We start from the raw sequence: 23334 nt of genomic DNA, 5'->3' as shown, positions 1-23334 counted from the left end.
ACCCGTGTCGATCTCGGCCACGGAGGCCGTCACCGGGGGTGGTCTGCAGGCGCTCGCGCCGGCGACCACGTCCGCGACGTCGCCCGACAAGGACATGTTCCTGCAGCTCCTCGTGGCGCAGCTGCGCTACCAGGACCCGATGAACCCCGCCGACACCGGGGAGTTCCTCTCCCAGTCGGCGCAGTTCACCGCCCTGGAGAAGATGCAGGACGTCGCCGACCAGACCGCGCTCGTGCTCGGCGCGCAGATGGCCTTCGGGGCCAGCAGCCTGGTCGGGCGCGAGGTCAGCTACACCCTCGCCGACGGCACCGAGGGCACCGGCACCGTGCAGGGCGTCACGTTCGAGGCCAGCGGCCCCGTGCTCGACGTCGACGGCACCGACGTACCCCTCGTCAACGTCCTCACCGTCGCGGGCGGAGCCTCCGCCGCGACGTCCGCCGGCAGCGGCACCAGCTCCGCCAGCACGTCCGCCACCCCCGCCCGACCCTGACCAGCACCTCCGAGAGGACCCCCTCATGCTTCGCTCGCTCTTCGCCGGCATCTCCGGCCTGCGCGTCAACCAGACGATGCTCGACGTCACCGGCAACAACATCGCCAACGCCAACACCACCGGCTTCAAGTCCAGCACCACCGTCTTCAGCGACACCCTCAGCCAGATGCTGACCGGCGCGTCGGGCGCCAACGCCAACCGCGGCGGCACCAACCCGATCCAGGTCGGCCTCGGCGTGCAGGTGGCCGGCACCGCCAGCAACCTCAGCCAGGGCTCGGCGCAGATGACCGGCCGCTCGACCGACCTGATGATCCAGGGCGACGGCATGTTCGTGGTGCGCTTCGGCAACGAGCAGCTCTACACCCGCGCCGGCGCCTTCACCTTCGACGAGGCCGGCACCCTGGTCACCCCGTCGGGCGCCCGCGTGCAGGGCTACGAGCTCGACGCCGCCGGCAACCGCACCGGCGGCCTGGTCGACATCACCCGCGACACCGCGGGCCTGACCCCCGCGGTGCCCGCGGGCGTGGAGCTCACCTCCTACTCCTTCGGCAGCGACGGCAAGCTCCGCGGCGTCTTCTCCGACGGCGTGCAGCGCGACATGGCCCAGCTGGCGCTGGCCGACTTCAACAACCCGATGGGCCTCGAGCGCGTCGGCGAGACGGCCTTCCGCGAGTCGGCCAACTCCGGCCCGGCCGACCTCGGCGTCTCCGGCGAGGGCAGCCGCGGCACGCTCATGGCCGGTGCGCTGGAGATGTCGAACGTCGACCTCGCCGCGGAGTTCACCAACCTGATCCTCGCCCAGCGCGGATTCCAGGCCAGCAGCCGCGTCATCACCACCTCCGACTCGGTGCTCGAGGACCTCGTCAACATCAAGCGCTGACGCGCCCGCGCCGTCGCACGGCGCGCTCGTCCCCGCCCCGGCCCGCGGCCGGTCGCCCACCCGGGTGGCCGGCCGCGGTCGCGGGAGGACCGCACTGATCCCGCGCCGACCCCTCAGGTCGGCCCCGCCCCGACCGATGGACATCGTGACGGCCACGGACGGCTGTCGCTCGACCGCACTAAGGATGGTGCCCCGCATGATCTCGCTGACCCGTCTCTCGGGCTCGGTGTTCGCCCTGAACTCCGACCTGATCGAGCGCATCGACTCCACCCCCGACACCGTCATCACGCTGGTCGACGGGTCCAAGTACGTCGTCGCGGAGAGCATGACCGCGGTCGTCTCGATCATCCGGCACCACCGCGCCGAGCTCATCGCCCTCAGCGGCTACGTGCGCATCGGGGAGCAGACCCCCGAGGCCCTCGGCAGCGCCCGGGCCGCCCTCGACGTCGACCTCGGCGAGCAGCTCGCCGGCCGTCGCCCCGCCCTGAGCGTGGTGGCCCACCACGCGCCGCGCGCCGCCGAGACGGGGCCCGACGCCGGGCTGGCCACGGGTCTCGACACGGGGCTCGACGTCGGCGCGGACCACTCGGCGCTCGCGCCGCTCGGACCGGGAGCCACCCGATGAAGGACGCCGCCACAGCCATCGGCATCGGCCTGGGCCTGGTGGTCATCGTGACCGCCAACGTGCTCGAGGGCGGCAACCCGATGAGCCTGCTGCTGCTGCCGCCGATGCTGCTGGTCTTCGGCACCACGCTGCTGGTCACGGTGGCCGGCGGCACCATGGCCGACGCCAAGGGGGCCGTGGCCTCGCTCAAGCGCGCCTTCACCGGCGGCGACGTCAAGCCCGCCGGCGACGTCGTCCCGGCGGTCGTCTCCCTGGCCGAGAAGGCCCGCCGCGAGGGCCTGCTGGCGCTGGAGGACATGGTCAAGGACGTCGACGACCCCTTCCTGGTCAAGGGCGTCACGATGGCCATCGACGGCACCGACCCCGACGAGGTCCGCGACATCCTCGAGGCCGAGGTGGCCGCGAAGCGCAAGGCCGACAAGCAGTCGGCGAAGTTCTGGGCCGACGCGGGCGCCTACGCCCCCACCATCGGCATCATCGGCACCGTCATGGGCCTCGTGCACGTGCTGGAGAACCTCGCCAGCCCCGAGGAGCTCGGCCACCTCATCGCCGCGGCCTTCGTCGCCACGCTGTGGGGCGTCATGTCGGCCAACGTGCTCTTCCTCCCCCTCGGCAACCGGCTCAAGCGCCTCGGCGAGCTCGAGGTCGCCCGCATGGAGATCGTCATCGAGGGCGTCGCCGCCATCCAGGCCGGCTCCAACCCCCGCGTGATCGCCGCCAAGCTCACCTCGCTGCTGCCCGCCGGCGAGCAGCCCGCGGCCGTCGCCCCCGGCCAGGCCCAGGCGGCCTGAGCCGTGTCGGCCCGACGCAAGCGCCACGAGGAGCACGAGGAGCACGAGAACCACGAGCGGTGGCTGGTGACCTACGCCGACATGGTCACGCTGCTCATGGTGCTCTTCATCGTCATGTTCGCGATGAGCCAGGTCGACGAGAAGAAGTTCGCCGAGCTCAAGGAGGGCCTCGCCGCCGGCTTCGGCGCCAGTGACCAGGTGCTCCAGGGCGCCTCGTCGATCCAGGAGCAGCCCGGCTCGGCCGCCGTGGCCCCGGTGCGTCCGCAGCTGGCGCTGGCCGACCTGTCGGAGAAGGACCGCGCCGTCGTCGAGGAGGCGCTGGCCGAGACCGAGCGCCTCGAGCAGGACCGCCGCCGCGCGGAGGCCCGGTCGGAGGCCGAGCGCCTCGACGAGGTGCGCGAGCGCCTCGAGCGGGCGCTGCGGGCCCAGGGCCTGCAGGACGACGTCAAGGCCACCTACGACGAGCGCGGCCTGGTGCTCAGCCTGGTCTCGCGCCACGTCGTCTTCGAGTCCGACCTCGCCACCCTCACCGCCCGCGGCGAGGAGGTCGTCGACACCCTCGCCCCGGTGCTGCTGGCCATCCCCGACCGGCTGCAGATCGACGGGCACACCAACCAGGTCGACGTGCAGCCGAAGTACTTCGCCACCGACTGGGACCTCTCCGCCGCCCGCGCCCTCACCGTGCTCCGACGGCTCGACGAGCGCTTCGGGGTGCCGGCCGAGCGACTGTCGCTGGCCGCCTACGGCCACGAGAAGCCGCTGGTCGACCCGTCGGAGCCCGGCTCCCAGGCGGTCAACAAGCGCGTCGACATCGTCGTGCTCACCCGCCTGCCCCGCGAGGTCGCGCAGCTGCTGCCCGACGCCGCCGGGGCCCTGCCCCGCGACGGCGCGCCCGGCGGTGACCGGCGCGGGGCGGGCGAGCGGCGCGAAGAGGACGCGACCCCGACCCCCGGCGGGTCCACCGACGACGGCGCCGTGCGCGCCGACGGCCTGCCCGCCGATCCCACCGACCCGACCGACCCCTCCCAGGGAGCCCCCCGATGACCACCACGACACTGCCGGCGGCCGAGGCGACCGCGGCCGAGCCGAAGAAGAGCAAGAAGAAGCTGATCGTGATCGCCCTCGTGCTGGTGCTGGCCGCGGGTGCGGCGTACTGGTTCGTGCTCAAGCCCTCGGGCGCCGAGGCCGCGCCGGAGCCCGGCGAGGTGCTCGTGCTCGAGCCGGTGCAGGTCAACCTCGAGTCGGGGCACTACCTGCGCGTCGGCATCGCGCTGCAGCTCACCGCCGACGCCCACGAGGCCGACGGCAGCAAGGCCCTCGACGCCACGATCGAGCTCTTCAGCGGCCGCACGGTCGAGGAGCTGGCGGTGGGCGAGGACCGCGAGAAGCTGAAGGAGAAGCTCAACCACACGCTGGAGGAGGAGTACCACGGTGACGTGATGGAGGTGTACTTCACCGAGTTCGTCACCCAGTAGCCCCGCCGCTCCACCCTCCTCAGACGGCCGTCGCGACGACGGCCGGGGGTCCGTCGACCCGTTTCTCCTCAGGTGCTCCCACGCGCCGCCGATGGGCGGGGCGTGAGCCTGCCGACCGCGTTGCCGTCCTCCCCGGTCGCCGACCCCCGACGGCTCGGAGCGACGGGTCGCTCGCGCCGCCGCGACGGCGCCGCCACGGCCGTGCCCTACGACTTCCGTCGCCCGATCCAGCTCTCGCGCGAGCACCTGCGCATCCTCCAGGTGGGCTTCGACGGCTTCGCCCGGCAGGCCACCACGGTCTTCACCTCCGCGCTGCGCTCGGTGTGCCAGGTGAGCCTGGCCGGCATCGACCAGCGCACCTACGCCGAGTACGTCGACAGCCTCGCGCCGACCACCTACCTCACGCTCTTCGCCCTCGACCCGGTGCCGGGCCGCGGGGTGCTCGACCTCCCGCTCAACGCGGTGATGTCGTGCGTCGACCACATGCTCGGCGGGCCCGGCCAGGCCGACCAGCCGCAGCGCCCGCTCACCGAGATCGAGAGCGGCGTGATCGCCGGCCTGGTCGAGCGCCTGCTGGCCGAGATGCGCTACTCCCTGGCCGCCATCGTCACCCTCGACCCCGAGGTGACCGGCGTCGAGTACAGCCCCCAGTTCGCCCAGGTCGCCGGCGCCGCCGACGTCATGGTCTCGGTGGGCCTCGACCTGCGGATCGACGAGCGCGCGCACCGGATGTCGCTGTGCCTGCCCTTCGGCGGGCTGCTGCCGCACCTCACCGCGGCCGCCGCGCCCGCGCCCGTCTCCAGCCGTGAGCGGACCCAGCGCGCCGAGGCCGCCGCGCTGCTGCACGAGACCTTCCAGGAGGTGCCGGTCGACGTGGCCGTGCGCTTCCGCAGCACCGCGGTCGACCCCGCCACGCTGTCCGACCTGCGGCCCGGCGACGTGCTGCGCCTGGCCCACCCGGCCTCGGCCCCGCTCGACGTGACCGTCGACGAGCAGGCCTTCGCCCACGCCACCGCGGGCACCCAGGGCGCGCGTCTGGCCGCCCTCATCGTCGCGGCCGGCGCCGCTCACACCCAGGAGAACCGATGACCAGCACCCTGCCCGCCGGGGGCTCCCCCGCCGACGCCCTCGCCCTGGCCGCCGCGGAGGCCTGCGCCACCGTGCTCCCCGCCAGCGAGCCGCTCTCGGCCGGCGACCCGCAGCCCGGCACCGAGCACGTCGTGGGCGTCTTCGCGGGCGCGGCCGTCGCCGACCTCAGCGGCCCGGCCAGCGGCCGGGTCTCGGTGCTCGTGGGCGAGGAGCTCGTCTCCGCGCTCCAGGCCAGCCCGCTCGGCGGCCTCGACCTCGGCGCCGCCGTGCAGCCGGCGCTCGACGCCGCCGCCGCCGCGCTGGGTGCCACCGCCCAGGCCGCCCGCTCGGTCGACCTCGAGCTGCTCGTCCCCGAGCTGACCGGGCCCACCGGCGGCGGCTTCACCGCCGTGCCGCTGCTCGGCGCCGGCATCGTCGCCGCCCTCCTGGTGCCCGACACCACCCTGGCCGCCGCGCTCGCCGCCCAGGCGGCCCAGGCGTCCCAGGCCGCCCAGGCGGGCCAGGGCTCACCGGCCGGCGGCCCGGCGGCCACCACGGTGGACCCCTTCGGCCAGCCCGTGGCCGGCCGCCCCCTGCCCGGCACCGGCCGGGCCGACAACGTCCGCTCCATCGCCGACGGCCGCCGCGGCATCGAGATGCTCCACGGTGTGGAGATGGAGGTCACCGTCGAGCTCGGTCGCACCCGCATGCCCGTGCGCGACCTGCTCGCGTTGGCCCCCGGCGCCGTGCTCGCCCTCGACCGGGCCGCCGGCAGCCCCGCCGACCTGCTGGTCAACGGCCGCCTCATCGCCCGCGGCGAGGTCGTCGTCGTCGACGAGGACTTCGGCCTGCGCGTCACCGAGATCCTCGACCAGGGCGCGGTGGGCTGAGCATGGCCGAGCTCGCCCTCCGGATGGTGGTGTCGCTGGCGGTGGTCGTGGGGCTGCTGCTGCTCATCGCCCGCCTCGGCGCGCGCCGCTTCTCCGGCCGCGCCGGCGCCGCCGTGCAGGTGCTCCACCGACAGCAGCTGGGCCGCGGCTCCGCGCTCACCGTGGTCACCGTCGGCGGCCGCACCCTGGTCCTCGGCACCACCGAGCAGCAGGTGCGCGTGCTCGCCGAGCTCGACGCCGACGAGGCCGCCACCGTCGCCGGCCAGGACGGTGCCCCGCTCGACCCCGGCACCACCGACGGGGACCGCGAGGACGTGACGACGCGGTCGCCCCGGCTCGCCACCGTGACCGCGCTGCCCTCGCTCAGCGTCGTGCCCGCCCCCGCCGACGAGCCCGAGCCCGCCACCGAGCAGCCCGAGCAGACCTCCCGCACCGACCTCGGGGACCCGGTCGACCACAGGAGCGAGGGCCGGCAGCAGCAGGGGACGGCGGTCACCGTCGTCACCGACGACGCCGCCCCGGTCCCGTCGGCGCCGGCCTTCCCGGCCGCCCCGGCCGTCCTGCCCGCCCTCGGCGAGCAGCCGGGCCCCTACGCCGGCCACGCCGCCGCGATCCTGGGCCGTCTCGCCCCGGCCGGCGCCAGCGCCGGAGTCGGCCCCCGCCCCACGGACGAGGCGACCGTCGGGACGGCAGCCGAGCCCGCCCACGACCTCACCGGCGACCTCACCGGCGGGCCCACCGGCGGGCTCACCGCCCCGGACGCCGCCGTCGACGCCGGGTCGCTCGCCGCGGCCGCCGTGTCGGGCCGCCACCGCTCCGACCACCCGGCCCTCACCGGCCCGGCCCCCGCGGCCGCCTTCGAGCCCGTGCGCCCCGACCCGACCGCGCCCCGCGTCGTCGCCCGTCACCGGGTGGCCACCACCGCCCCGGCCCTCGGCGCCGCCGCCACCCCGGTCGCTCCCGCCCTCGCGGCCCCCGCAGACGTGCCCGCGGTCGTCCCCGCGGTCCTGCCCGCGACGGGCCCCGAGGTCGTCCCCGCTCCCCCGCTCGGAGCCGCGCCTGCCACGGTCTCCGGGCTCCCCGCGCCCGTGGCCGTGGCGGTCCCCGCCGTCAACCCCGCCGAGCTGCTGCTCGCCCAGGAGACCGCGACCGACGCCACGACCACCACCGGGATCCCCCTCGGGACGGCCGGCACCGCCACCGCCGCCTCGACCCCCGGCCCGGCCACCGCGGCCCCCGCGGCCGACGACTTCGCGGCCCAGCTCGCCGCGTGGCTGGCCGACCCCACGCCCCTCACCCCTACCGCGGCCGACGCGACCGGCACCGCCACCACCGGCGCCACGCCCGGCACCGAGGCACCGGCGGCCGGCCCCGGGCGCGCGACCCGCGCCGAGCGCCGCACGGCCCGCGGCCTGGTGCGGCGCGCGCGCCGTACGGTCCCGGAGCCCGCCGCCGCCCCGGCCGTCCCCGCGACCCGCGTGCCGGCCCCCGCGCCGACCCCGGCCCCCGCCCGGCCCGCTGCCCGCAGCACGGCCCCGGCGACGCCCACCACGTCGGGCCCGCTGGCCGGATCGGTCCTCTCCCCCCAGACCTGGCGGCAGGCCCTCGCCGCGGTGTCGGGGCGCGCGTCGTGACCGCAGCGCGCCTCGGGCGCGCGACCCGCGCCCCCCGACGGGTGGGCGCGCTGGTCGCCGCTGCCCTCGTGACCGGGCTCGTCACCCTCGCCGCGACCGCCGTGCTTCTGCTCGGCGCGTCCGCTCCCGCCTCGGCCACCGACCTCGCCCCGGCGCCGACCGCCCCGGCCTCCCCCGCCCCGACCGCCGGAGCCACCGACCCCGCGCCGGCGGGCACGGGCGCCCAGCGGCCCGGCGCCGGGCCCACCGGCCCCGCCGGCCCGACCGCCGACCCCGGCGGCGACGTCACCATCGACTTCACCGGCCTCACCGACAAGCCCAGCTCCTCGGTGACCCTGCTGGTCACGCTGACCCTGCTGTCGCTGGCGCCGGCGATCCTGCTGACCTGCACCAGCTTCACCAAGATCCTCATCGTGCTGGGCCTGACCCGCAACGCGCTGGGCCTGCAGCAGACCCCGCCCAACCAGGTGCTCGCCGGGCTGGCGCTCTTCCTCAGCCTCTTCATCATGACCCCGACGCTGTCGGCCATGAACGACGCGGGCGTGCAGCCCTACCTCGACGGCGACAAGACCTCGGCGCAGTCCTTCGAGGACGGCATCGAGCCGCTGCGCGAGTTCATGCTCGACCAGACCGGCGACGAGGAGCTGCGGCTGCTCACCAACGTCGCGCGCCGCGACCTGCCGGACAACCGCGACGACGTCGGCATGACCACCCTCGTGCCGGCCTTCATCCTCAGCGAGCTCAAGGCCGCCTTCATCATCGGCTTCATCATCTTCATCCCCTTCCTCGTCATCGACATCGTCGTGAGCGGGGCGCTGATGGCGCTGGGCATGATGATGATGCCGCCGGTGATGGTCTCGCTGCCCTTCAAGCTGCTGCTCTTCGTGCTGGTCGACGGCTGGGCCCTGGTGATCAAGGCGCTCGTGTCGAGCTACGGCACCACCTAGCCGCCCCCACCGCCCCGCGACCACCACGCCGCCACCACCCCGCGCGCCACCGCCGCCTGTCCGAGGGACCCACGCCGATGACCGACACCGCCATCATCGAGATCGCGATGCAGACCATGATGGTCGCGCTCAAGCTCTCCGCGCCGATCCTGGTGACCGCCCTCGCGGTCGGCTTCGCGGTCTCGCTGTTCCAGTCGATGACCCAGATCCAGGAGTTCACGCTCGCCTTCGTGCCGAAGGTCGTGGCCGTCGGCATCGCCATCCTGGTCAGCGGCAACTGGATGCTCCACACGCTCGTGGTCTTCACCCAGGACCTCTTCGACATGATCCCGCGCCTGCTCGCCTGAGCCGGCCACCGGACCAGCCCCCGACCCGCACCCGACCCACGCCCCAGACCGAGACCCAGACCGAGACCGAGCGAGCACCAGATGACCGTCACCGTCGCGGGCGAGCCGCTGCTGGCCTTCGTGCTGGCCGCGGTGCGCATCGTCGCGTGGCTGGTGGTGGTGCCGCCCTTCGCGTCACGGTCGATCCCGACCACGGCCAAGGTCGTCCTCAGCCTGGGGCTGGCCTTCGCCGTGGCGCCGCTCATGGCCGACTCCACCATCCCGGTCGACACCTTCGGGCTCCTCACCACCGTGCTGACCCAGGTGATGATCGGGCTGTCGATGGGCTTCCTGACCTCGCTGCTGTTCGCGGCCGTCGCCGCGGCGGGCAGCATCATCGACGTCTTCGGCGGGTTCGCGCTGGCCGCGGCCTTCGACCCGCTGGCGATGAACATGAACACCGTCTTCGGCAAGTTCCACCAGATGCTGGCCACGGTGCTGCTCTTCGTCAGCGGCGGCCACCTGCTCGTCGTGGGCGGGCTGCTGCGGACCTTCGAGATGCTGCCCATCGGCCGGACGCCCGACCTCGACGGCGGCGCCGACCTGCTGCTGCGCGCCTTCGGGGTCTTCTTCGTCACCGCCGTGCAGGTCGCCCTGCCGATGATCGCGGTGCTCTTCGTCGCCGACCTCGGCCTGGCCCTGATGACCAAGGTCGCCCCGCAGCTCAACGCCATCAACGTGATGTTCCCGGCCAAGATCGGCCTGACCCTGATGCTGCTCGGCCTGTCGTTCCCGGTGCTGCCGGGCCTGGTGCGCCGCCTGGTCGAGCTCTCCCTCGAGCTCACCGCGGCCTTCGCGGGAGGAGGCTGAGGTGAGCGGCTCCAGCGGGGAGAAGACCGAGAAGCCGACACCGAAGAAGCTCAAGGAGTCGCGCAAGGAGGGCCAGGTCGCGCGCACCCAGGAGCTCGGCCCGTGGATCGCGCTGACCCTGGCCGCGATGGTGATGCCGCTGCTGCTGACCCGCGAGCTCGACGCGATGCAGCGGCTGATGACCGCCTGCCTGCGCGCGGTGGAGGACCCCTCCCCGGAGCGGGCGATGGCGCTGCTGGGGGAGGGCGTGGGCGGGGCCTTCCTGGCCCTGGTCGTGCTCGCCTCGGCCGTCGCGGTCGTCAGCGTGGCCGGCACCCTAGCCCAGGGCGGCTTCTACCTCGCCACCAAGGCGGTCAAGCCCACCTTCTCCAAGCTCGACCCGATCAAGGGCGCCAAGCGCATCTTCGGCCCGCAGGCGCTGTGGGAGGGCGTGAAGATGCTGGCCAAGTGCTCGGTCGTCGCGATCCTGGTCTGGTCCTCGATCAAGGCGCTGATGCCGCTGCTGGGCGGCATGGTGCCGATGGGCGTCGTGCTCACCGCGGGCGGCGAGCACGCGCTCGCCCTGCTGCGCAACGTCGCCGTCGCCGGCGTGCTGCTGGCCGGCGTCGACTACGGCATGCAGCGGCGCCGGGTCGGCAAGCAGACCCGCATGACCAAGGAGGAGGTCAAGCAGGAGCACAAGATGTCGGAGGGCGACCCGCTGGTGAAGAGCGCCATCCGCGCCCGCCAGCTCGCCGCCGCCCGCAACCGCATGATCGCCGACGTGCCCACCGCCGACGTCGTGCTCGTCAACCCCACCCACGTCGCCGTGGCCCTGAGGTACGACGCCCAGCGCGGCGCCCCCCTCGTGGTGGCCCGCGGGGCGGGCGCGGTCGCGGCGCGCATCCGCGAGGTCGCCACCGAGGCCGAGGTGCCGCTGGTGCAGGACGTGCCGCTGGCCCGGGCCCTGCACGCCTCCTGCGAGGTCGGCCACGAGATCCCCGCCGAGCTCTTCGGCGCGGTGGCCCACGTGCTGGCCTTCGTGATCAGCCGCAAGCGCCAGGGCCGCCGCGGCGGCAGTCACCGCAGCCCGCGCCTCGACGCCGCGCTGCCCGCCGTGCCCCGGGCGGGCCGGCGCCGGCGGCGTACCGCTCCGGTCGTGCCGGCCATTTCCTCAGGCCCGGCGCCGAGCGGCCGATAGGCCGGGCGACGCCAGGACGGTGTCGGCTGCGCCACGGACGGCGGGGACCCGCGATCGACCCGATCGCCCCTGACGCAGACGACCCCGGAAGGCGGCTCCATGGACGGCTCGCTCAAGCGGCTGACCCAGCTCGGCGTGCCCGTCGGCATCGTCATGATCGTCGTGATGCTGGTCATCCCGCTGCCGGCCGCCGTGCTCGACCTCCTCATCGCCGCCAACATCACCGGCGCGCTGCTCATCCTGCTCACGGCGATGTTCGTGACCCGCCCGCTCGACTTCGCGTCGTTCCCGGCGCTGCTGCTGGTGATGACGCTCTTCCGCCTGGCGCTCAACGTGAGCGCGACCCGGCTGGTGCTCATCGACGGCTACGCCGGCAAGGTGATCGAGACCTTCGGCCACTTCGTGGTGGGCGGCTCGCTGATCGTCGGGCTGATCATCTTCTCGATCCTGCTGATCATCCAGTTCGTCGTCATCACCAACGGCGCGGGCCGCGTCGCGGAGGTCGGCGCCCGCTTCACCCTCGACGCGATGCCCGGCAAGCAGATGGCCATCGACGCCGACCTCAACTCCGGTCTCATCGACGAGGACCAGGCCCGCCAGCGCCGCGCCGAGGTGCACGCCGAGGCCGACTTCTACGGCGCGATGGACGGCGCCTCGAAGTTCGTCAAGGGCGACGCGATCGCGGCCATCATCATCACGCTGGTCAACCTCGTCGGCGGCTTCGCGGTCGGCATGGCCCAGATGGGCATGTCGGCCGGCGACGCGGTGACGACGTACTCGCTGCTGACGGTCGGCGACGGCCTGGTCTCCCAGATCCCCGCCCTGCTGCTGTCGGTGGCCACCGGCCTCGTCGTCACCCGCAGCGCCGGCGAGGGCGACATGGGCTCCGACATCGTCCGCCAGATCACCGCCAACCGGATGCCGCTGCGCATCGCCGGCTTCGCGGGCATGGCGCTCTGCCTCATCCCGGGCCTGCCCAAGATCCCCTTCCTGCTCACCGGCGGGGCGCTGCTGCTGCTGTCGACCCGCGTGCCCGATGACGCCCCCGCCACCCCCGGCAGCCCGGCCGCGCTGGCCGCCGCCGCGGAGGCCGCCGCGATCGAGGCGCCCTCGCGCGACCACCCCGAGACCCTCGCCGAGGAGATCCAGGTCGACCCGCTGGGCCTGGAGCTCTCGGCCGACATCATCGACCTCGTCGACGTCGGCTCCGGCGGCGACCTGCTCGAGCGGGTCAAGGCGCTGAGGCGCAAGGTCGCCGGCGAGCTCGGCGTGGTGGTGCCGCTCGTGCGCACCCGCGACAACCTCGACCTGCCCTCGCGCACCTACGTCATCAAGCTCTTCGACATCGAGGTCGCGCGCGGCGAAGCGCCCCCGGGCACCGTGCTGGCCATCGGTGACTTCCTGGGCTCGCTGCCCGGCGAGCCCACCCAGGAGCCGGTCTTCGGCCTCGACGCCAAGTGGATCCCCGCCGAGCTGCGCAGCCAGGCCGAGCTCAGCGGCGCCACCGTCGTCGACCGCAGCGCCGTCATCACCACCCACCTGGCCGAGGTGGTCTCCTCCCACGCCGCGCGCCTGCTGGGCCGCGAGGACGTGCGGATGCTCACCGACGTGGTCAAGCGCAGCCACCCCAACGTCGTCGAGGAGCTCACCCCGGGCGCCCTGTCGCTGGGCGAGGTGCAGCGGGTGCTCCAGCACCTGCTCGACGAGGGCATCTCGATCCGCGACCTGGTGCGCATCTACGAGGCGCTCTCGCTCAAGGCGCAGTCGAGCAAGGACCTCGACGGCCTCGTCGAGGCCGCCCGGGCCGCGCTCGGCCCGGCCGTGGTCGCGCCGCACCTGGTCGACGGCGTCGTGCACGTGATCAGCTTCGAGCCGCAGTTCGAGCAGCGGATGCTCGAGTGCCTGCGCATCACCGAGCAGGGCGCGATGATCGCGCTCGACCCGGTGACCCTGCAGACGGTCATCGGCGGGCTGGCGCAGCTGCTGGTCGACGCCGAGAACCGCAACGTGCGCCCCGTGCTGGTGTGCGCGCCCGGGCTGCGGCCCGCCGTACGCCGTCTCATCCGACCGGCGGTCGACCGGCTGCCCGTGCTGTCCTACCCCGAGCTCACCGGCACCGCCCAGGTCCGCTCCGCGGGCGTGGTCAGCGGCGAGCGCGTCATGGAGGTCACCTCGTGAACCTGCTCTCCGGCCCGGTGCTCGGCGCCGCGGCGCTCGTCGCGTCCCCCGCGCTCTACGGCGGGTTCGTCTCGGGCGCGGTCACCGTCGACGTGGCCGTCACCCGCTGGCTCGTGGCCGTCGTGGTCTGCTGGGTCGCGATCTCGCTGGTGGCGATGATGGTCGGCGAGCCGTCGGCCGCGCAGCCGGCCGTCGTGCCGGCCGACGAGGCCCCGACCGAGGAGCTGCCCGCCCAGTGAGTGGGTCCGGTGGATGGGCCCGCTGAACGGGCCCGGACGTGGGACGACCCGCAGGTGTGGCTCCGGGGAGCCGCTCCGGCGGACGTGCGACCGGATCACCTGCGGGTCGGGTGACTGCTGAGGATTCACCAGCAGCCGGAGGGACTTCCACCCCTCGTTGGCGCTGGGCTGCTAGCGGGCAGCCACCTCACGCGTCCTGGAAGAACTCATTCTTCGGACCACCTCCTTTCCCGTGTGCGTCCACGGTAGGTCGACGTCGGCGGCGTCACAAGGGGTTTTCGTCGGGCCCCTGGACCGACCCCCGGACCGCCCCGTCGGCCGGGGCCTCGACCGCCGCGAACTGGCTGGCGTGGAGCCGGGCGTAGGCCCCGGCGGCGGCGAGCAGCTCCTCGTGGGTGCCCTGCTCGACGATGGCCCCGTCCTCCATCACCAGGATGAGGTCGGCGTCGCGGATGGTGGAGAGCCGGTGGGCGATGACGAACGACGTGCGGTCGGCGCGCAGCGCCGCCATCGCGTGCTGCACCAGCACCTCGGTGCGGGTGTCGACCGACGACGTCGCCTCGTCGAGGATGAGCAGCGCGGGCGCGGTGAGGAAGGCCCGGGCGATCGTGACGAGCTGGCGCTCCCCCGCCGAGAGGTTGGAGCCCGACTCGTCGACGACGGTGTCGTAGCCCTCGGGCAACGAGCGCACGAAGCGGTCGACGAAGGTCGCACGCGCGGCCTCGAGCACGTCGTCGGCCGACGCCCCCGGCCGGCCGTAGGCGATGTTGTCGCGGATGGTGCCCTCGAAGAGCCAGGTGTCCTGGAGCACCATGCCGATCCGCCCGCGCAGCCGCGCCCGCGACATCGACGACACGTCGACGCCGTCGAGGGTGATCCGGCCGCCGTCGAGCTCGTAGAAGCGCATGACGAGGTTGACCAGGGTGGTCTTGCCCGCCCCGGTGGGCCCGACGATGGCCACGGTCTGGCCCGGCCGGGCCACGAGGGAGAGGTCGGTGATGAGCTCGCGGTCGGGGCTGTAGGAGAACGACACGTGCTCGAAGGCCACCTCACCGCGTCGTACGCCGGAGCCCGCGGCCACCGCCGTGCCCCCGGCCCCGGCCTCGTCCCCGGCCTCGTCCGGGTCGGGGCGCTCGAGGTCGGCGTCGAGGAGCTCGAAGACCCGCTCGGCCGAGGCGACGCCCGACTGCAGCAGGTTGGCCATCGAGGCGACGGTGGTGAGCGGCTGGGTGAACTGGCGGGTGTACTGCACGAAGGCCTGCACCTCGCCCAGGGTCAGCGAGCCGCTGGCCACGCGCAGGGCGCCCACGACGGCGACGACGACGTAGTTGAGGTTCCCGATGAACATCATCGCCGGCATGATCAGGCCGCTGACGAACTGCGCGCGGAAGCTGGCGTCGAAGAGCGCGTCGTTCTCCTCGGTGAAGCGCTCCTCGACCTCGCGGCGACGACCGAAGACGCTGACCAGCTCGTGACCGGAGAAGGCCTCCTCGACCTGGGCGTTGAGCTGGCCGGTGCGCTTCCACTGGGCCACGAACTGGCCCTGCGAGCGGCGCATGATGGCCCGGGTCACCAGCAGCGACAGCGGCACCGACACCAGCGCCACGAGGGCCAGCAGCGGGGAGATCCACAGCATCATCGCGAGCACGGCGACCACGGTCATCAGCGAGGTGAGCAGCTGGCTCATCGTCTGCTGGAGGGTCTGGCTGACGTTGTCGATGTCGTTGGTGACCCGGCTGAGCAGCTCGCCGCGGGGGCTGCGGTCGAAGTAGGTGAGGGGCAGCCGGTGGAGGGTCTCCTCGACCTCCTCGCGCATCCGGTAGACGGTGCGCTGCACCACCCCGTTGAGCACGTAGCCCTGCAGGAAGGCCAGCAGCGAGGCCGCGACGTAGACCCCGAGGGCCAGCAGCAGCACCTGGCCGACGGCGTCGAAGTCGACGCCGCGCCCGGGCACGACGTCGAGCCCGCGGGCCGCGTCGGGGAGGTCGGCCGCGTCGGCCCCGGCGTACTGACGGCCCAGCAGGCCCGCGAAGACGAGGTCGGTGGCGCGCCCGAGGATGCGCGGTCCGACGGCCATGAGCAGCACGCTGACCACGCCGAGGGCGACGACGAGCAGCGCCGCGGCGCGCTCCGGGCGCAGCCGCGCGACCAGGCGCCTGGCCGACGGGCCGAAGTCCATGGCCTTCTGCGCCACGCCCCCGCCGCCCATCGGGCCGCGGCCGGGGCCTCCCGCCGGCGGCGGGGGCCGGTCGGTCGCGCGCAGCTGGCCCGGGCGCTCCTCGGTCGTGCTCACGCGCCCACCCCCGCGGTCGCGCTCTCCTGCGAGGCCACGATCTCCTGGTAGGTCGGGCACGAGGCGAGCAGCTCCTCGTGGGTGCCCTGGCCGACCACCCGCCCGTCGTCGAGCACGACCACCAGGTCGGCGTCGCGCACCGTCGAGATCCGCTGCGCCACGACCACGACGGTGGCGTCGCGGGTCACGGGCCGCAGCGCGGCGCGCAGCCGCGCGTCGGTGGCCAGGTCGAGGGCGGAGAAGGAGTCGTCGAAGAGGTAGAGCCCGGGGCGGCGCACCACGGCGCGCGCGATCGCGAGGCGCTGGCGCTGCCCCCCGGAGAAGTTGGTGCCGCCCTGGGCCACCGGCGCCTCCAGGCCCTCGGGCAGCCGCTCGACGAAGTCGCGGGCCTGGGCGATCTCGAGCGCGCGCCACAGCTCCTCGTCACCGGCGTCGGCGCGGCCGTGCCGGAGGTTGGAGCGGATGGTGCCGCTGAAGAGGTAGCCCTGCTGGGGCACGAGCCCGATCTGCTCCCACAGCACGTCGGGGTCGAGGTCGCGCACGTCGACGCCTGCCACCCGCACCTGGCCGGCCGTGGCGTCGACCAGGCGGGGCACGAGGTTGACCAGGGTGGACTTGCCCGAGCCGGTCGAGCCGACGACGGCCACCACCTGCCCCGGCCGCGCCGAGACGGTGACCCCCGCGAGCACCGGCGACTCCGCGCCGGGGTAGGAGAACCCGACGTCGACCAGGTCGAGGTGACCGCGGCGGGCGGGGTCGGGCGTGGTCGGCGTGGCCGAGGGCACCACCGAGCTCGACGTGCCGAGCACCTCCGCGATCCGGTCGGCGCACACCGCCGAGCGCGGCACCTGCATGAGCATGAAGGTCGCCATCATCACCGACATCAGGATCTGCATCAGGTAGGACAGGAAGGCCGTCAGCGCCCCGACCTCCATCTGGCCGCTGTCGACGCGCTGCCCGCCGAACCAGATGACCGCCACGCTGGAGACGTTGACCACGATCATCACCAGCGGGAACATCGCGGCCAGCCAGCGCCCGGCCCGGGTCGCCACGGCGGTCAGGTCGGCGTTGGCGCCCGCGAAGCGCTCGGTCTCGTGGGGCTCGCGCACGAAGGCGCGCACCACGCGCACCCCGGTGATCTGCTCGCGCAGCACGCGGTTGACCTCGTCGATGCGCGACTGCATCAGCCGGAAGCTCGGCACCATGCGGCTCACCACGAAGCCGACCGTCACGAAGAGCGCCGGCACGACCACGGCGAGCACCCAGCCCAGCCCGACGTCCTCGCGCAGCGCCATCACGACGCCGCCCACCATCATGATCGGGCTCGACACCGCGATGAGGCAGGCCATCAGCACGAGCATCTGCACCTGCTGCACGTCGTTGGTGCCGCGGGTGATCAGCGAGGGCGCACCGAAGTGGTCGACCTCGCGCTTGGAGAAGGTGCCGACCCGGGCGAAGAGCTCCCCGCGCAGGTCGCGACCGAGGCTCATCGCCGTACGCGCCCCGAACCAGGCGGCGCCCACCGAGCACACGATCTGCACCACCGAGACCGCGAGCATGACGGCGCCGACGCGCCAGATGTAGGCGGTGTCGCCGGTGGCGATCCCGCGGTCGATGATGTCGGCGTTGAGGCTGGGGAGGTAGAGCATCGCCAGCACGCCGACGAACTGGAGCCCGACCACGGCGAGCAGCCAGGGCCGGTACGCCGCGAGGCGCTCGCGCAGCAGCGGGATCAGCACGACGCCTCCTCACGCACCGGCCGCGCGGGCCGCGCCGGCGTGGTGGCGGGGTCGGCGCAGGTCGGCCTCGCAGCGGGGGCGAGCAGCCCGGTCAGCACGGTGTCGACGATCTCCTCGGGACTCAGCAGGCGGCCGTCGGCGACCTGCTCGTGGCTGCCGGCGAAGGTGAGCAGGCGCAGCCGGTGCACCATCTCCCCCGGCTCGACGCTCAGGTGCTCGGCGTCGGCGCCGACCAGCTCGACGCACGCCCGCTCGAGCCGGGCCCGCACGGCGTCGGCCTCGGCGGAGTCGTGCAGGTGGGCGGGCGGCCCGAGCATCCCGACCTTGCGGATCAGCCCGAAGGTCGCGCGGAAGCGCTGCTGCAGGATCGACACCAGGCGCACCATCCGGTCGCGCAGGTCGAGCGCCGGGTCGATCTCGGCGATGCGGTCGAAGATCGCGTCGTGGTCGAAGGCCCGCGCGAGTGCCGCGTCGACCAGCTCGTCCTTGCTGGTCACGACCCGGAAGATCGTGCCCTCCGCGATCCCCGCGGCCTCCGCGATCTGCTTCGTGGTCACCGCGCGCCCGTGCTCGCGCAGCAGGCGCAGGGTGACGTCGACCAGCTGGTCGTGGCGCTCCTGCGGGGTCATCGGCGCGGCGCGGGGAGGCATGCCGTCGAGCGTAGATGAGTGAGCACTCACTCACAAGGAGGTCCCCGGCCCCTTCGGAGGCACCGCGGCCCAGGACGGCTCGAGGCCGCCGACCCGCCGTACGCCGCCCCTCCGCCACCCGCCGCGACCACCCGCCGGAGCAGTGGCGCGCCGGCTCCCGCGGCGGACGCCCCCGCCGGGGCCGGCGCGAGACCCGCGGTGGAGTCGCGTCGCCCACGACGGACGCCCGCGGCTGCCGGCGCGCGCCGACACCCCCGACGAAGTGGCGGCAAGCGACGAGCCGGAGCGTCACCAGCCTGTCGTTCGCCGCCACTTCCTGACCAGCGGACGACCCCCACCGGGTCCGGCGAGCCCCGACACCCACCGCGGCGCGGCGCGCCAGCAGTGGAGTCGCGGCGCCCGCGACGGACGCCCCCAGCGGCCGGCGCACGACCGCACCCGCGGCAAGTGGCGGCAAACGACGAGCCGGAGGGTCACCAGCCTGTCGTTCGCCGCCATTCCGCGACCAGCCGCCGCGACCGCCCGCCGCAGCAGTGGCGCGCCGACACCCGAGGCGGACGACCCCCGCCAGCGCCGGCGCGGCACCCACGGCGGAGTCGCGGCGCCAGCGACGGACGCCCGCGGCTGCCGGCGCGCGCCGACACCCGCGACAAGTGGCGGCAAACGACGAGCCGGAGGGTCGCCAGCCTGTCGTTCGCCGCCACTCCACGACCAGCAGACGACCTCCACCGGGTCCGGCGCACCCCGACACCCACCGCGGCGCGGCGCCCCAGCAGTGGAGTCGCGGCGCCTCCGAGAGACGCCCACAGCTGCCGGGCGCGCCGACACCCGCGGCAAGTGGCGGCAGACGACGAGCCAGAGGGTCACCAGCCTGTCGTTCGCCACCACTCGGCGACTCCGCGGCCCCGCTACTCCGCGGCCCCGCGACCCCGCAGCCCCGCGGCCCAGCGGCCCCGCGGCCCAGCGGAGGACAGTGCGCCACGGTGCGTGCACGTCGACGCGGGGTCAGCCACCCCGGCGCCCGCGGCGCCGGAGGGCGCGACGCGTCAGGCGGACGACCCGCTGGTGTCGCGGACCGCCGCGTCGACCAGCACCTCGGCCACGGCGCGACCGGGTCCGCCGGCCTCGTCGCGCAGCCGCATGGCGAGCGCACCGGACACCACGAGCAGCAGCGCCTCGGCGAGCCCCTCCGCCGCCGCGGGGCCGACCAGCGGCGCGGCCCGCGCCTGCAGGCGGGCCCGGAGGGCGTCGGTGTCGCGACGCACGGCCGCGTCGATCTCGAGCGGGGCCTCGGCGTACTCCGCCGCGGTGCCCAGCACCGCGCACCAGCGCGCACCGTCGGGGCGCGCCCGGAACCGGTCGAGCGCCTCGAAGACGGCCAGCAGCCGACCCCGGTCGTCGGCGGCCTCGGCCACCGCCTCGTCCCAGACCGCCAGCCACCGCTCGTGGCGGCGGGCGAGCGCGGCGGCGACCAGGCCCTCCTTGCTGCCGTAGGCCCGGTAGAGCGTGGCCGGGGAGGCGCCGGCCAGCTCGAGCACGCGGTCGACGGGCGTCGCCGCCACGCCCCGCCGGAAGAGCAGCGCGTCGGCGGCGTCGAGCAGTCGGGCCTCGGTGCTCGCGCGGATCGCCATGCCGAGACCCTAGACTCCCGAAAATGAAACGGTCGTTATCGTCAGCGTCGTCGCACGACACCTCCCTCGTCGTCGCCGCGACCTGCTTCATCGCGGCGACCTACGGCTTGGTGCGGCTGGCCTACGGACTGTTCCTCCCCGACGTGCAGGCCAGCCTGGGGCTGACGACCGCCACCGCGGGAGCGGTCTCCTCTGCCGCCTCCGTCGCCTACTGCGTCGGCGCCCTGTGCGGCTCCGCGGCCGGACGCCGTCGTCGCGTCCTGGTCGCCGCCGCGCTGACGACCGCGGTCGCCGGCTCGCTCGGCATGGCCACCGCGAGCGGGGTGGCGAGCTTCGCGACCGCGGCCGTCGTGGCCTCGACCTCCGCCGGCCTCGCCTCCCCCGCCCTCGTCGCGGTGGTGCAGCACCACCTCGACGGACCCCGGGGAGACCGGGCCCAGGGCGTCGTGAACTCCGGGACCGGCCCCGGCCTCGTCGCGGCCGGCGTGCTCGCCGCGGCCCTCTCGCCCGACTGGCGCACGGCCTTCGTCGTCAGCGCCGCCGTCTCGGCGGCGGCCGGCCTCGCCGTCCTGCTGCTCGACGGACCGCGCGGAGCCCGGGCGCGCGCCCACGGCCCCGAGGCGCGGGGCGTCCTCGCCCCTCGCCCGCAGCGGACCGGGCCGGCCGCGTGGTCCCGTCTGGCGCGACCCGCGGGAGGGGCCCTGCTCCTCGGGGCGGCCTCGGCCGCCCTGTGGACCTACGGTCGCAGCCTCCTCGTCGGGGCCGGTCTCGGCGCGGGGTGGTCGACGGCGGCCTGGATCGGCGTCGGCGTGGGCGGCACGGTGACCGCTGCCACCGCCGGCCTGCTGTCACGCCGCCCCGCCCCCACGGCCTGGACGCTCACCTGCACGGGGCTCGCCGCCGCGCTCGGCCTGCTCGGCGTCGCCCCGTCGTCACGGACGGCGGCGCTCCTCGCGTGCGTGCTCGCGGGCTGGTCCTTCGTCGCAGCGACCACAGCGCTCATCAGCTGGTCCGGGGAGGTGCTGCCGGGGTCGGTGGCCGGAGCCACCGCGACCCTGTTCGTCACCCTCGTGCTGGGCCAGGCCGTGGGCTCGACCCTCGTCGGGGCGGCCGCGGGCGGTCACGGGCTCCCGGCGGCCTTCGTGGGCGCGGCGGTCGTGGCACTGGGCGCCTCCACCTGCGGTTGGGCCAGCTCACCGGGCGCACCGGCCCCCCGCACCGACCGAGGGGCCGAGGGGGCGCGGGGCCCGTGGGGCAGGTCCGGCCCGCCAGAGGTCCTGATCGGGCCCACGACGCCGACGCCGAACCGTCGGCGTCGGGACGGCGCATGACCGCCGGCCTCATCGGACCGCGTGCGACCGCCCGACGACCGAGGTCGGCGCTGCGCCGGCGTGGGCACCGTCGCCGGCGCCGAGCCCGTCGGCCACCGACACGACCAGCCCACCCAGGATGAACGCCGCGATGACCGCCACCAGCGTCGAGGTGGGCGGGTCGGGGATCCACCGGCGACGACCCACGACCTGCGCGCCGTGGAACCGGTGGGTGAGGGCGTGGCCCTTGCCGCGGGCCAGCAGCCAGCGGTTGACCGGGAGCGCCGCCACGAAGGCGGCCGCGAGCGAGAGGGTCATGCCGATCCAGAAGACACTGTTGACCAGGCCGGCGCCCATCGCGCCGGGCAGCAGCGCCATCACCAGGTTGTCGACGACCTCCATGGTCGCGATCGACACGGTGTCGGCGGCCACCACGGTGCCGAGAGCGGCGAGGACGCCCAGGCCGGCACGGACGAGGGGCAGCGAGGACAGCGTGAAGCCGAACACGAACGCCAGCGCGACGCTCAGGACGACGGTCGGCAACGTCGCGAGGCCGAGGGCCGTGCCGACCAGGAGCCCGACGATCTCGCCGATCGCGCAGCCGGTGAGGCAGTGCAGCGTCGCGCTCACGGCCATCGAGCGCGACCCGAGGTCGTGCCCCGCGTCGCCCTGGTGGTCGTGCTGGTGGTCCTGGGTGGTGCTCATCGTCTCCTCCTCGGGTGGTCCCACGCACCGAACATATACCCCTAGGGGGTAGGAGCGGTCTACCCTCGAGGCGTGGAGGACGCCAGCGCCGCGGAGCGGTCGAGCGACGCGACCGACCGCGTCGTCGCCCACGGCCTCGTGGAGCGCGGCGGGCGGTACCTCCTGCTCAGGCGCCGTGAGGGGCGCTACCTCGGCGGGCAGTGGGACGTGCCGGGCGGCACGGTCGAGCCCGGCGAGTCACCGGCCGCGGCCGCGGTCCGGGAGTGCTGGGAGGAGGCGGGGCTGCGGGTGCGCGCCGGCTCCGAGGTCAGCCACCACCGCAACCGAGACACCGAGGGCCGCGACCTGGTCTTCCACACCCTCACCTACGCGCTGGAGGAGACCGGACCGCCCGTCGAGGTGCGGCTCAGCGCGCGCGAGCACGACGCCCACCGGTGGGCCACGCCGCAGGAGGCGGGGTCGCTGCCCCTGGTGTGGCACGTCGCCCTGACCCTCGCCGCCCTCGGCGCCGCACCCGAGGCCTGAGCGACGGCACGGGTCGGCTCAGGCGGGCGCCGAGGTGCCCTGCCAGCTGGCCAGCATCGGCAGCACCCGCGCGGTGCGCGAGTCGGGCTGCGCGGTGTAGACGACCAGACGCTGGTCGGGGTCGTGGGGCGGGGAGACGATCTCGATGTCGAAGGCCAGGTCGCCCGCCACCGGGTGCGCGATCTGCTTGGCCACCGAGGCGTAGTCGCGCACGGCGTGGTCGACCCACCAGCGCTCCACGTCGGCGTCGCGGCGCAGCTCGGCCACCAGGTCGCGCAGCCGCGCGTCGTGGGGATGGCGGCCGAGGTCACGGCGCAGCGCGGCCACGGCGGTGGCGGCGAAGTGCTCCCAATTCACGATCCGCTCCCTGGCGAGCGGATCGAGGAAGAGGAAGCGCACGAACGACGTGCCCGGCGCCAGCGGTCTCAGCACCGCAGCCAGCAGCGCGTTGGCGGCCAGCACCTCGGTGCGCTGGCCCAGCAGCACCACGGGCAGGTGGTCGAGCGCGGTCATCAGCCGCAGCAGTCCCGGGTCGGGACGCTGCGACGCGGTGGTGGACCGCGCGGTGCGGGCGGGCGGTCCCGCCAGGTCGGCCAGGTGGGCCTGCTCGGTCTCGTCGAGTCGCAGCGCCCGGGCGAGCGCGTCGAGCACCTCGCGCGAGACGTTGGCCTGCCGGCCCTGCTCGAGGCGGCTGTAGTAGTCGGGGCTGACCCCGGCCAGCACGGCCAGCTCCTCCTTGCGCAGGCCCGGCACGCGCCGCGGCCCCGGGAAGGGGTCCATCCCCGCCTGCGCCGGGGTCAGCCGGTCGCGCCGCGAGCGCAGGAACGCCCCCAGCTCCGCCCGGTCCCGTCCCATCACCCCAGCCTAGGCGCGCCGCCCGGCCCCTGC

23 protein-coding genes are annotated in these 23334 nt (G+C 74.8%); 17 read left to right on the top strand and 6 right to left on the bottom strand.

The genetic code is table 11. The features are described 5' to 3' along the window. Nucleotides 1–4: 4 nt before the first annotated feature. The 15 genes from IR170_RS08880 (at nucleotide 5) to IR170_RS08810 (ending at nucleotide 13593) form a co-directional block, all read left to right on the top strand. Complete coding sequence (locus IR170_RS08880; RefSeq protein ID WP_193662045.1) at nucleotides 5–490, top strand: flagellar hook capping FlgD N-terminal domain-containing protein; 486 nt, start codon at nucleotides 5–7, stop codon at nucleotides 488–490. Nucleotides 491–515: 25 nt separating this feature from the next. Next, on the top strand, nucleotides 516–1370 hold the full coding sequence (locus IR170_RS08875) for a flagellar hook-basal body complex protein (protein ID WP_193662044.1): 855 nt from the start codon (nucleotides 516–518) through the stop codon (nucleotides 1368–1370). Between the two features lie 196 nt (nucleotides 1371–1566). Further along, on the top strand, nucleotides 1567–1995 hold the full coding sequence (locus IR170_RS08870) for a flagellar FlbD family protein (protein WP_082503341.1): 429 nt from the start codon (nucleotides 1567–1569) through the stop codon (nucleotides 1993–1995). Next, nucleotides 1992–2786: a motility protein A gene (locus tag IR170_RS08865; protein ID WP_056864743.1), complete on the top strand. Its 795-nt coding sequence runs from the start codon at nucleotides 1992–1994 to the stop codon at nucleotides 2784–2786. Before IR170_RS08870 ends, IR170_RS08865 begins: the two co-directional genes overlap by 4 nt. Nucleotides 2787–2789: 3 nt before the next feature. After that, nucleotides 2790–3830 (top strand): flagellar motor protein MotB, encoded by a 1041-nt coding sequence (locus IR170_RS08860; protein ID WP_193662043.1) that lies wholly within the window; start codon nucleotides 2790–2792, stop codon nucleotides 3828–3830. Next, the gene (locus IR170_RS08855) at nucleotides 3827–4261 is read left to right on the top strand and encodes a flagellar basal body-associated FliL family protein (protein WP_056905372.1); all 435 of its coding nucleotides are present in this window, start codon (nucleotides 3827–3829) and stop codon (nucleotides 4259–4261) included. The genes IR170_RS08860 and IR170_RS08855 overlap by 4 nt, the downstream gene beginning before the upstream one ends. Nucleotides 4262–4363: 102 nt before the next feature. Beyond that, a complete protein-coding gene (locus tag IR170_RS08850; protein WP_193662042.1) occupies nucleotides 4364–5350 on the top strand; it encodes a flagellar motor switch protein FliM in 987 nt (328 codons plus the stop codon). Continuing rightward, complete coding sequence (gene fliN, locus IR170_RS08845) at nucleotides 5347–6219, top strand: flagellar motor switch protein FliN (RefSeq protein ID WP_193662041.1); 873 nt, start codon at nucleotides 5347–5349, stop codon at nucleotides 6217–6219. Before IR170_RS08850 ends, fliN begins: the two co-directional genes overlap by 4 nt. A 2-nt stretch (nucleotides 6220–6221) precedes the next feature. Next, entirely contained in the window at nucleotides 6222–7853 is a 1632-nt protein-coding gene (locus IR170_RS08840; protein WP_193662040.1) for a flagellar biosynthetic protein FliO, read from the top strand. Continuing rightward, entirely contained in the window at nucleotides 7850–8800 is a 951-nt protein-coding gene (fliP, locus tag IR170_RS08835) for a flagellar type III secretion system pore protein FliP (RefSeq protein WP_319804980.1), read from the top strand. Before IR170_RS08840 ends, fliP begins: the two co-directional genes overlap by 4 nt. Nucleotides 8801–8877: 77 nt before the next feature. After that, nucleotides 8878–9147 carry a flagellar biosynthetic protein FliQ gene (locus IR170_RS08830; RefSeq protein ID WP_056864749.1) on the top strand — a complete coding sequence of 90 codons (270 nt, stop codon included), beginning with the start codon at nucleotides 8878–8880 and terminating at the stop codon, nucleotides 9145–9147. Between the two features lie 81 nt (nucleotides 9148–9228). Beyond that, nucleotides 9229–9996: a flagellar biosynthetic protein FliR gene (locus tag IR170_RS08825; RefSeq protein WP_056864750.1), complete on the top strand. Its 768-nt coding sequence runs from the start codon at nucleotides 9229–9231 to the stop codon at nucleotides 9994–9996. A 1-nt stretch (nucleotide 9997) separates the two neighbouring features. Then, nucleotides 9998–11176 carry an EscU/YscU/HrcU family type III secretion system export apparatus switch protein gene (locus IR170_RS08820; protein ID WP_193662039.1) on the top strand — a complete coding sequence of 393 codons (1179 nt, stop codon included), beginning with the start codon at nucleotides 9998–10000 and terminating at the stop codon, nucleotides 11174–11176. A 99-nt stretch (nucleotides 11177–11275) separates the two neighbouring features. Beyond that, nucleotides 11276–13354 (top strand): flagellar biosynthesis protein FlhA, encoded by a 2079-nt coding sequence (gene flhA / locus IR170_RS08815; protein WP_056864752.1) that lies wholly within the window; start codon nucleotides 11276–11278, stop codon nucleotides 13352–13354. Further along, nucleotides 13351–13593: a hypothetical protein gene (locus tag IR170_RS08810; protein WP_193662038.1), complete on the top strand. Its 243-nt coding sequence runs from the start codon at nucleotides 13351–13353 to the stop codon at nucleotides 13591–13593. The genes flhA and IR170_RS08810 overlap by 4 nt, the downstream gene beginning before the upstream one ends. A 265-nt stretch (nucleotides 13594–13858) precedes the next feature. On the opposite strand, the gene IR170_RS08805 is transcribed toward IR170_RS08810, so the two are convergent. The 4 genes from IR170_RS08805 to IR170_RS08790 form a co-directional block, all read right to left on the bottom strand. Then, the gene (locus IR170_RS08805) at nucleotides 13859–15802 is read right to left on the bottom strand and encodes an ABC transporter ATP-binding protein (RefSeq protein ID WP_193662142.1); all 1944 of its coding nucleotides are present in this window, start codon (nucleotides 15800–15802) and stop codon (nucleotides 13859–13861) included. Between the two features lie 80 nt (nucleotides 15803–15882). Further along, complete coding sequence (locus IR170_RS08800; protein ID WP_193662037.1) at nucleotides 15883–17625, bottom strand: ABC transporter ATP-binding protein; 1743 nt, start codon at nucleotides 17623–17625, stop codon at nucleotides 15883–15885. Then, nucleotides 17619–18275: a TetR/AcrR family transcriptional regulator gene (locus IR170_RS19415; RefSeq protein ID WP_227488789.1), complete on the bottom strand. Its 657-nt coding sequence runs from the start codon at nucleotides 18273–18275 to the stop codon at nucleotides 17619–17621. Before IR170_RS19415 ends, IR170_RS08800 begins: the two co-directional genes overlap by 7 nt. A 1046-nt stretch (nucleotides 18276–19321) precedes the next feature. Further along, the gene (locus IR170_RS08790; RefSeq protein WP_193662036.1) at nucleotides 19322–19906 is read right to left on the bottom strand and encodes a TetR/AcrR family transcriptional regulator; all 585 of its coding nucleotides are present in this window, start codon (nucleotides 19904–19906) and stop codon (nucleotides 19322–19324) included. 23 nt (nucleotides 19907–19929) lie between these two features. Here IR170_RS08790 and IR170_RS08785 point away from each other — a divergent pair, with 23 nt between their 5' ends. Continuing rightward, nucleotides 19930–21237 (top strand): MFS transporter, encoded by a 1308-nt coding sequence (locus tag IR170_RS08785; protein ID WP_193662035.1) that lies wholly within the window; start codon nucleotides 19930–19932, stop codon nucleotides 21235–21237. Between the two features lie 9 nt (nucleotides 21238–21246). Here the strand turns inward: IR170_RS08785 and IR170_RS08780 are convergent, their stop codons facing one another. Next, on the bottom strand, nucleotides 21247–21921 hold the full coding sequence (locus tag IR170_RS08780) for a DUF4396 domain-containing protein (protein WP_227488788.1): 675 nt from the start codon (nucleotides 21919–21921) through the stop codon (nucleotides 21247–21249). A 72-nt stretch (nucleotides 21922–21993) separates the two neighbouring features. Here IR170_RS08780 and IR170_RS08775 point away from each other — a divergent pair, with 72 nt between their 5' ends. Next, nucleotides 21994–22446, top strand: a complete 453-nt coding sequence (locus IR170_RS08775; RefSeq protein ID WP_193662034.1) for an NUDIX domain-containing protein — start codon at nucleotides 21994–21996, stop codon at nucleotides 22444–22446. 18 nt (nucleotides 22447–22464) lie between these two features. Here IR170_RS08775 and IR170_RS08770 read toward each other — a convergent pair whose 3' ends face one another. Further along, on the bottom strand, nucleotides 22465–23301 hold the full coding sequence (locus tag IR170_RS08770) for a helix-turn-helix transcriptional regulator (protein ID WP_193662033.1): 837 nt from the start codon (nucleotides 23299–23301) through the stop codon (nucleotides 22465–22467). Between the last annotated feature and the right edge of the window lie 33 nt (nucleotides 23302–23334).

The organism is Nocardioides kribbensis (assembly GCF_015070375.1).
GTDB lineage: Bacteria > Actinomycetota > Actinomycetes > Propionibacteriales > Nocardioidaceae > Nocardioides > Nocardioides kribbensis.
Note: the sequence above shows the minus strand (reverse complement) of the source record. Positions and strands in the feature narration are given on the sequence as shown.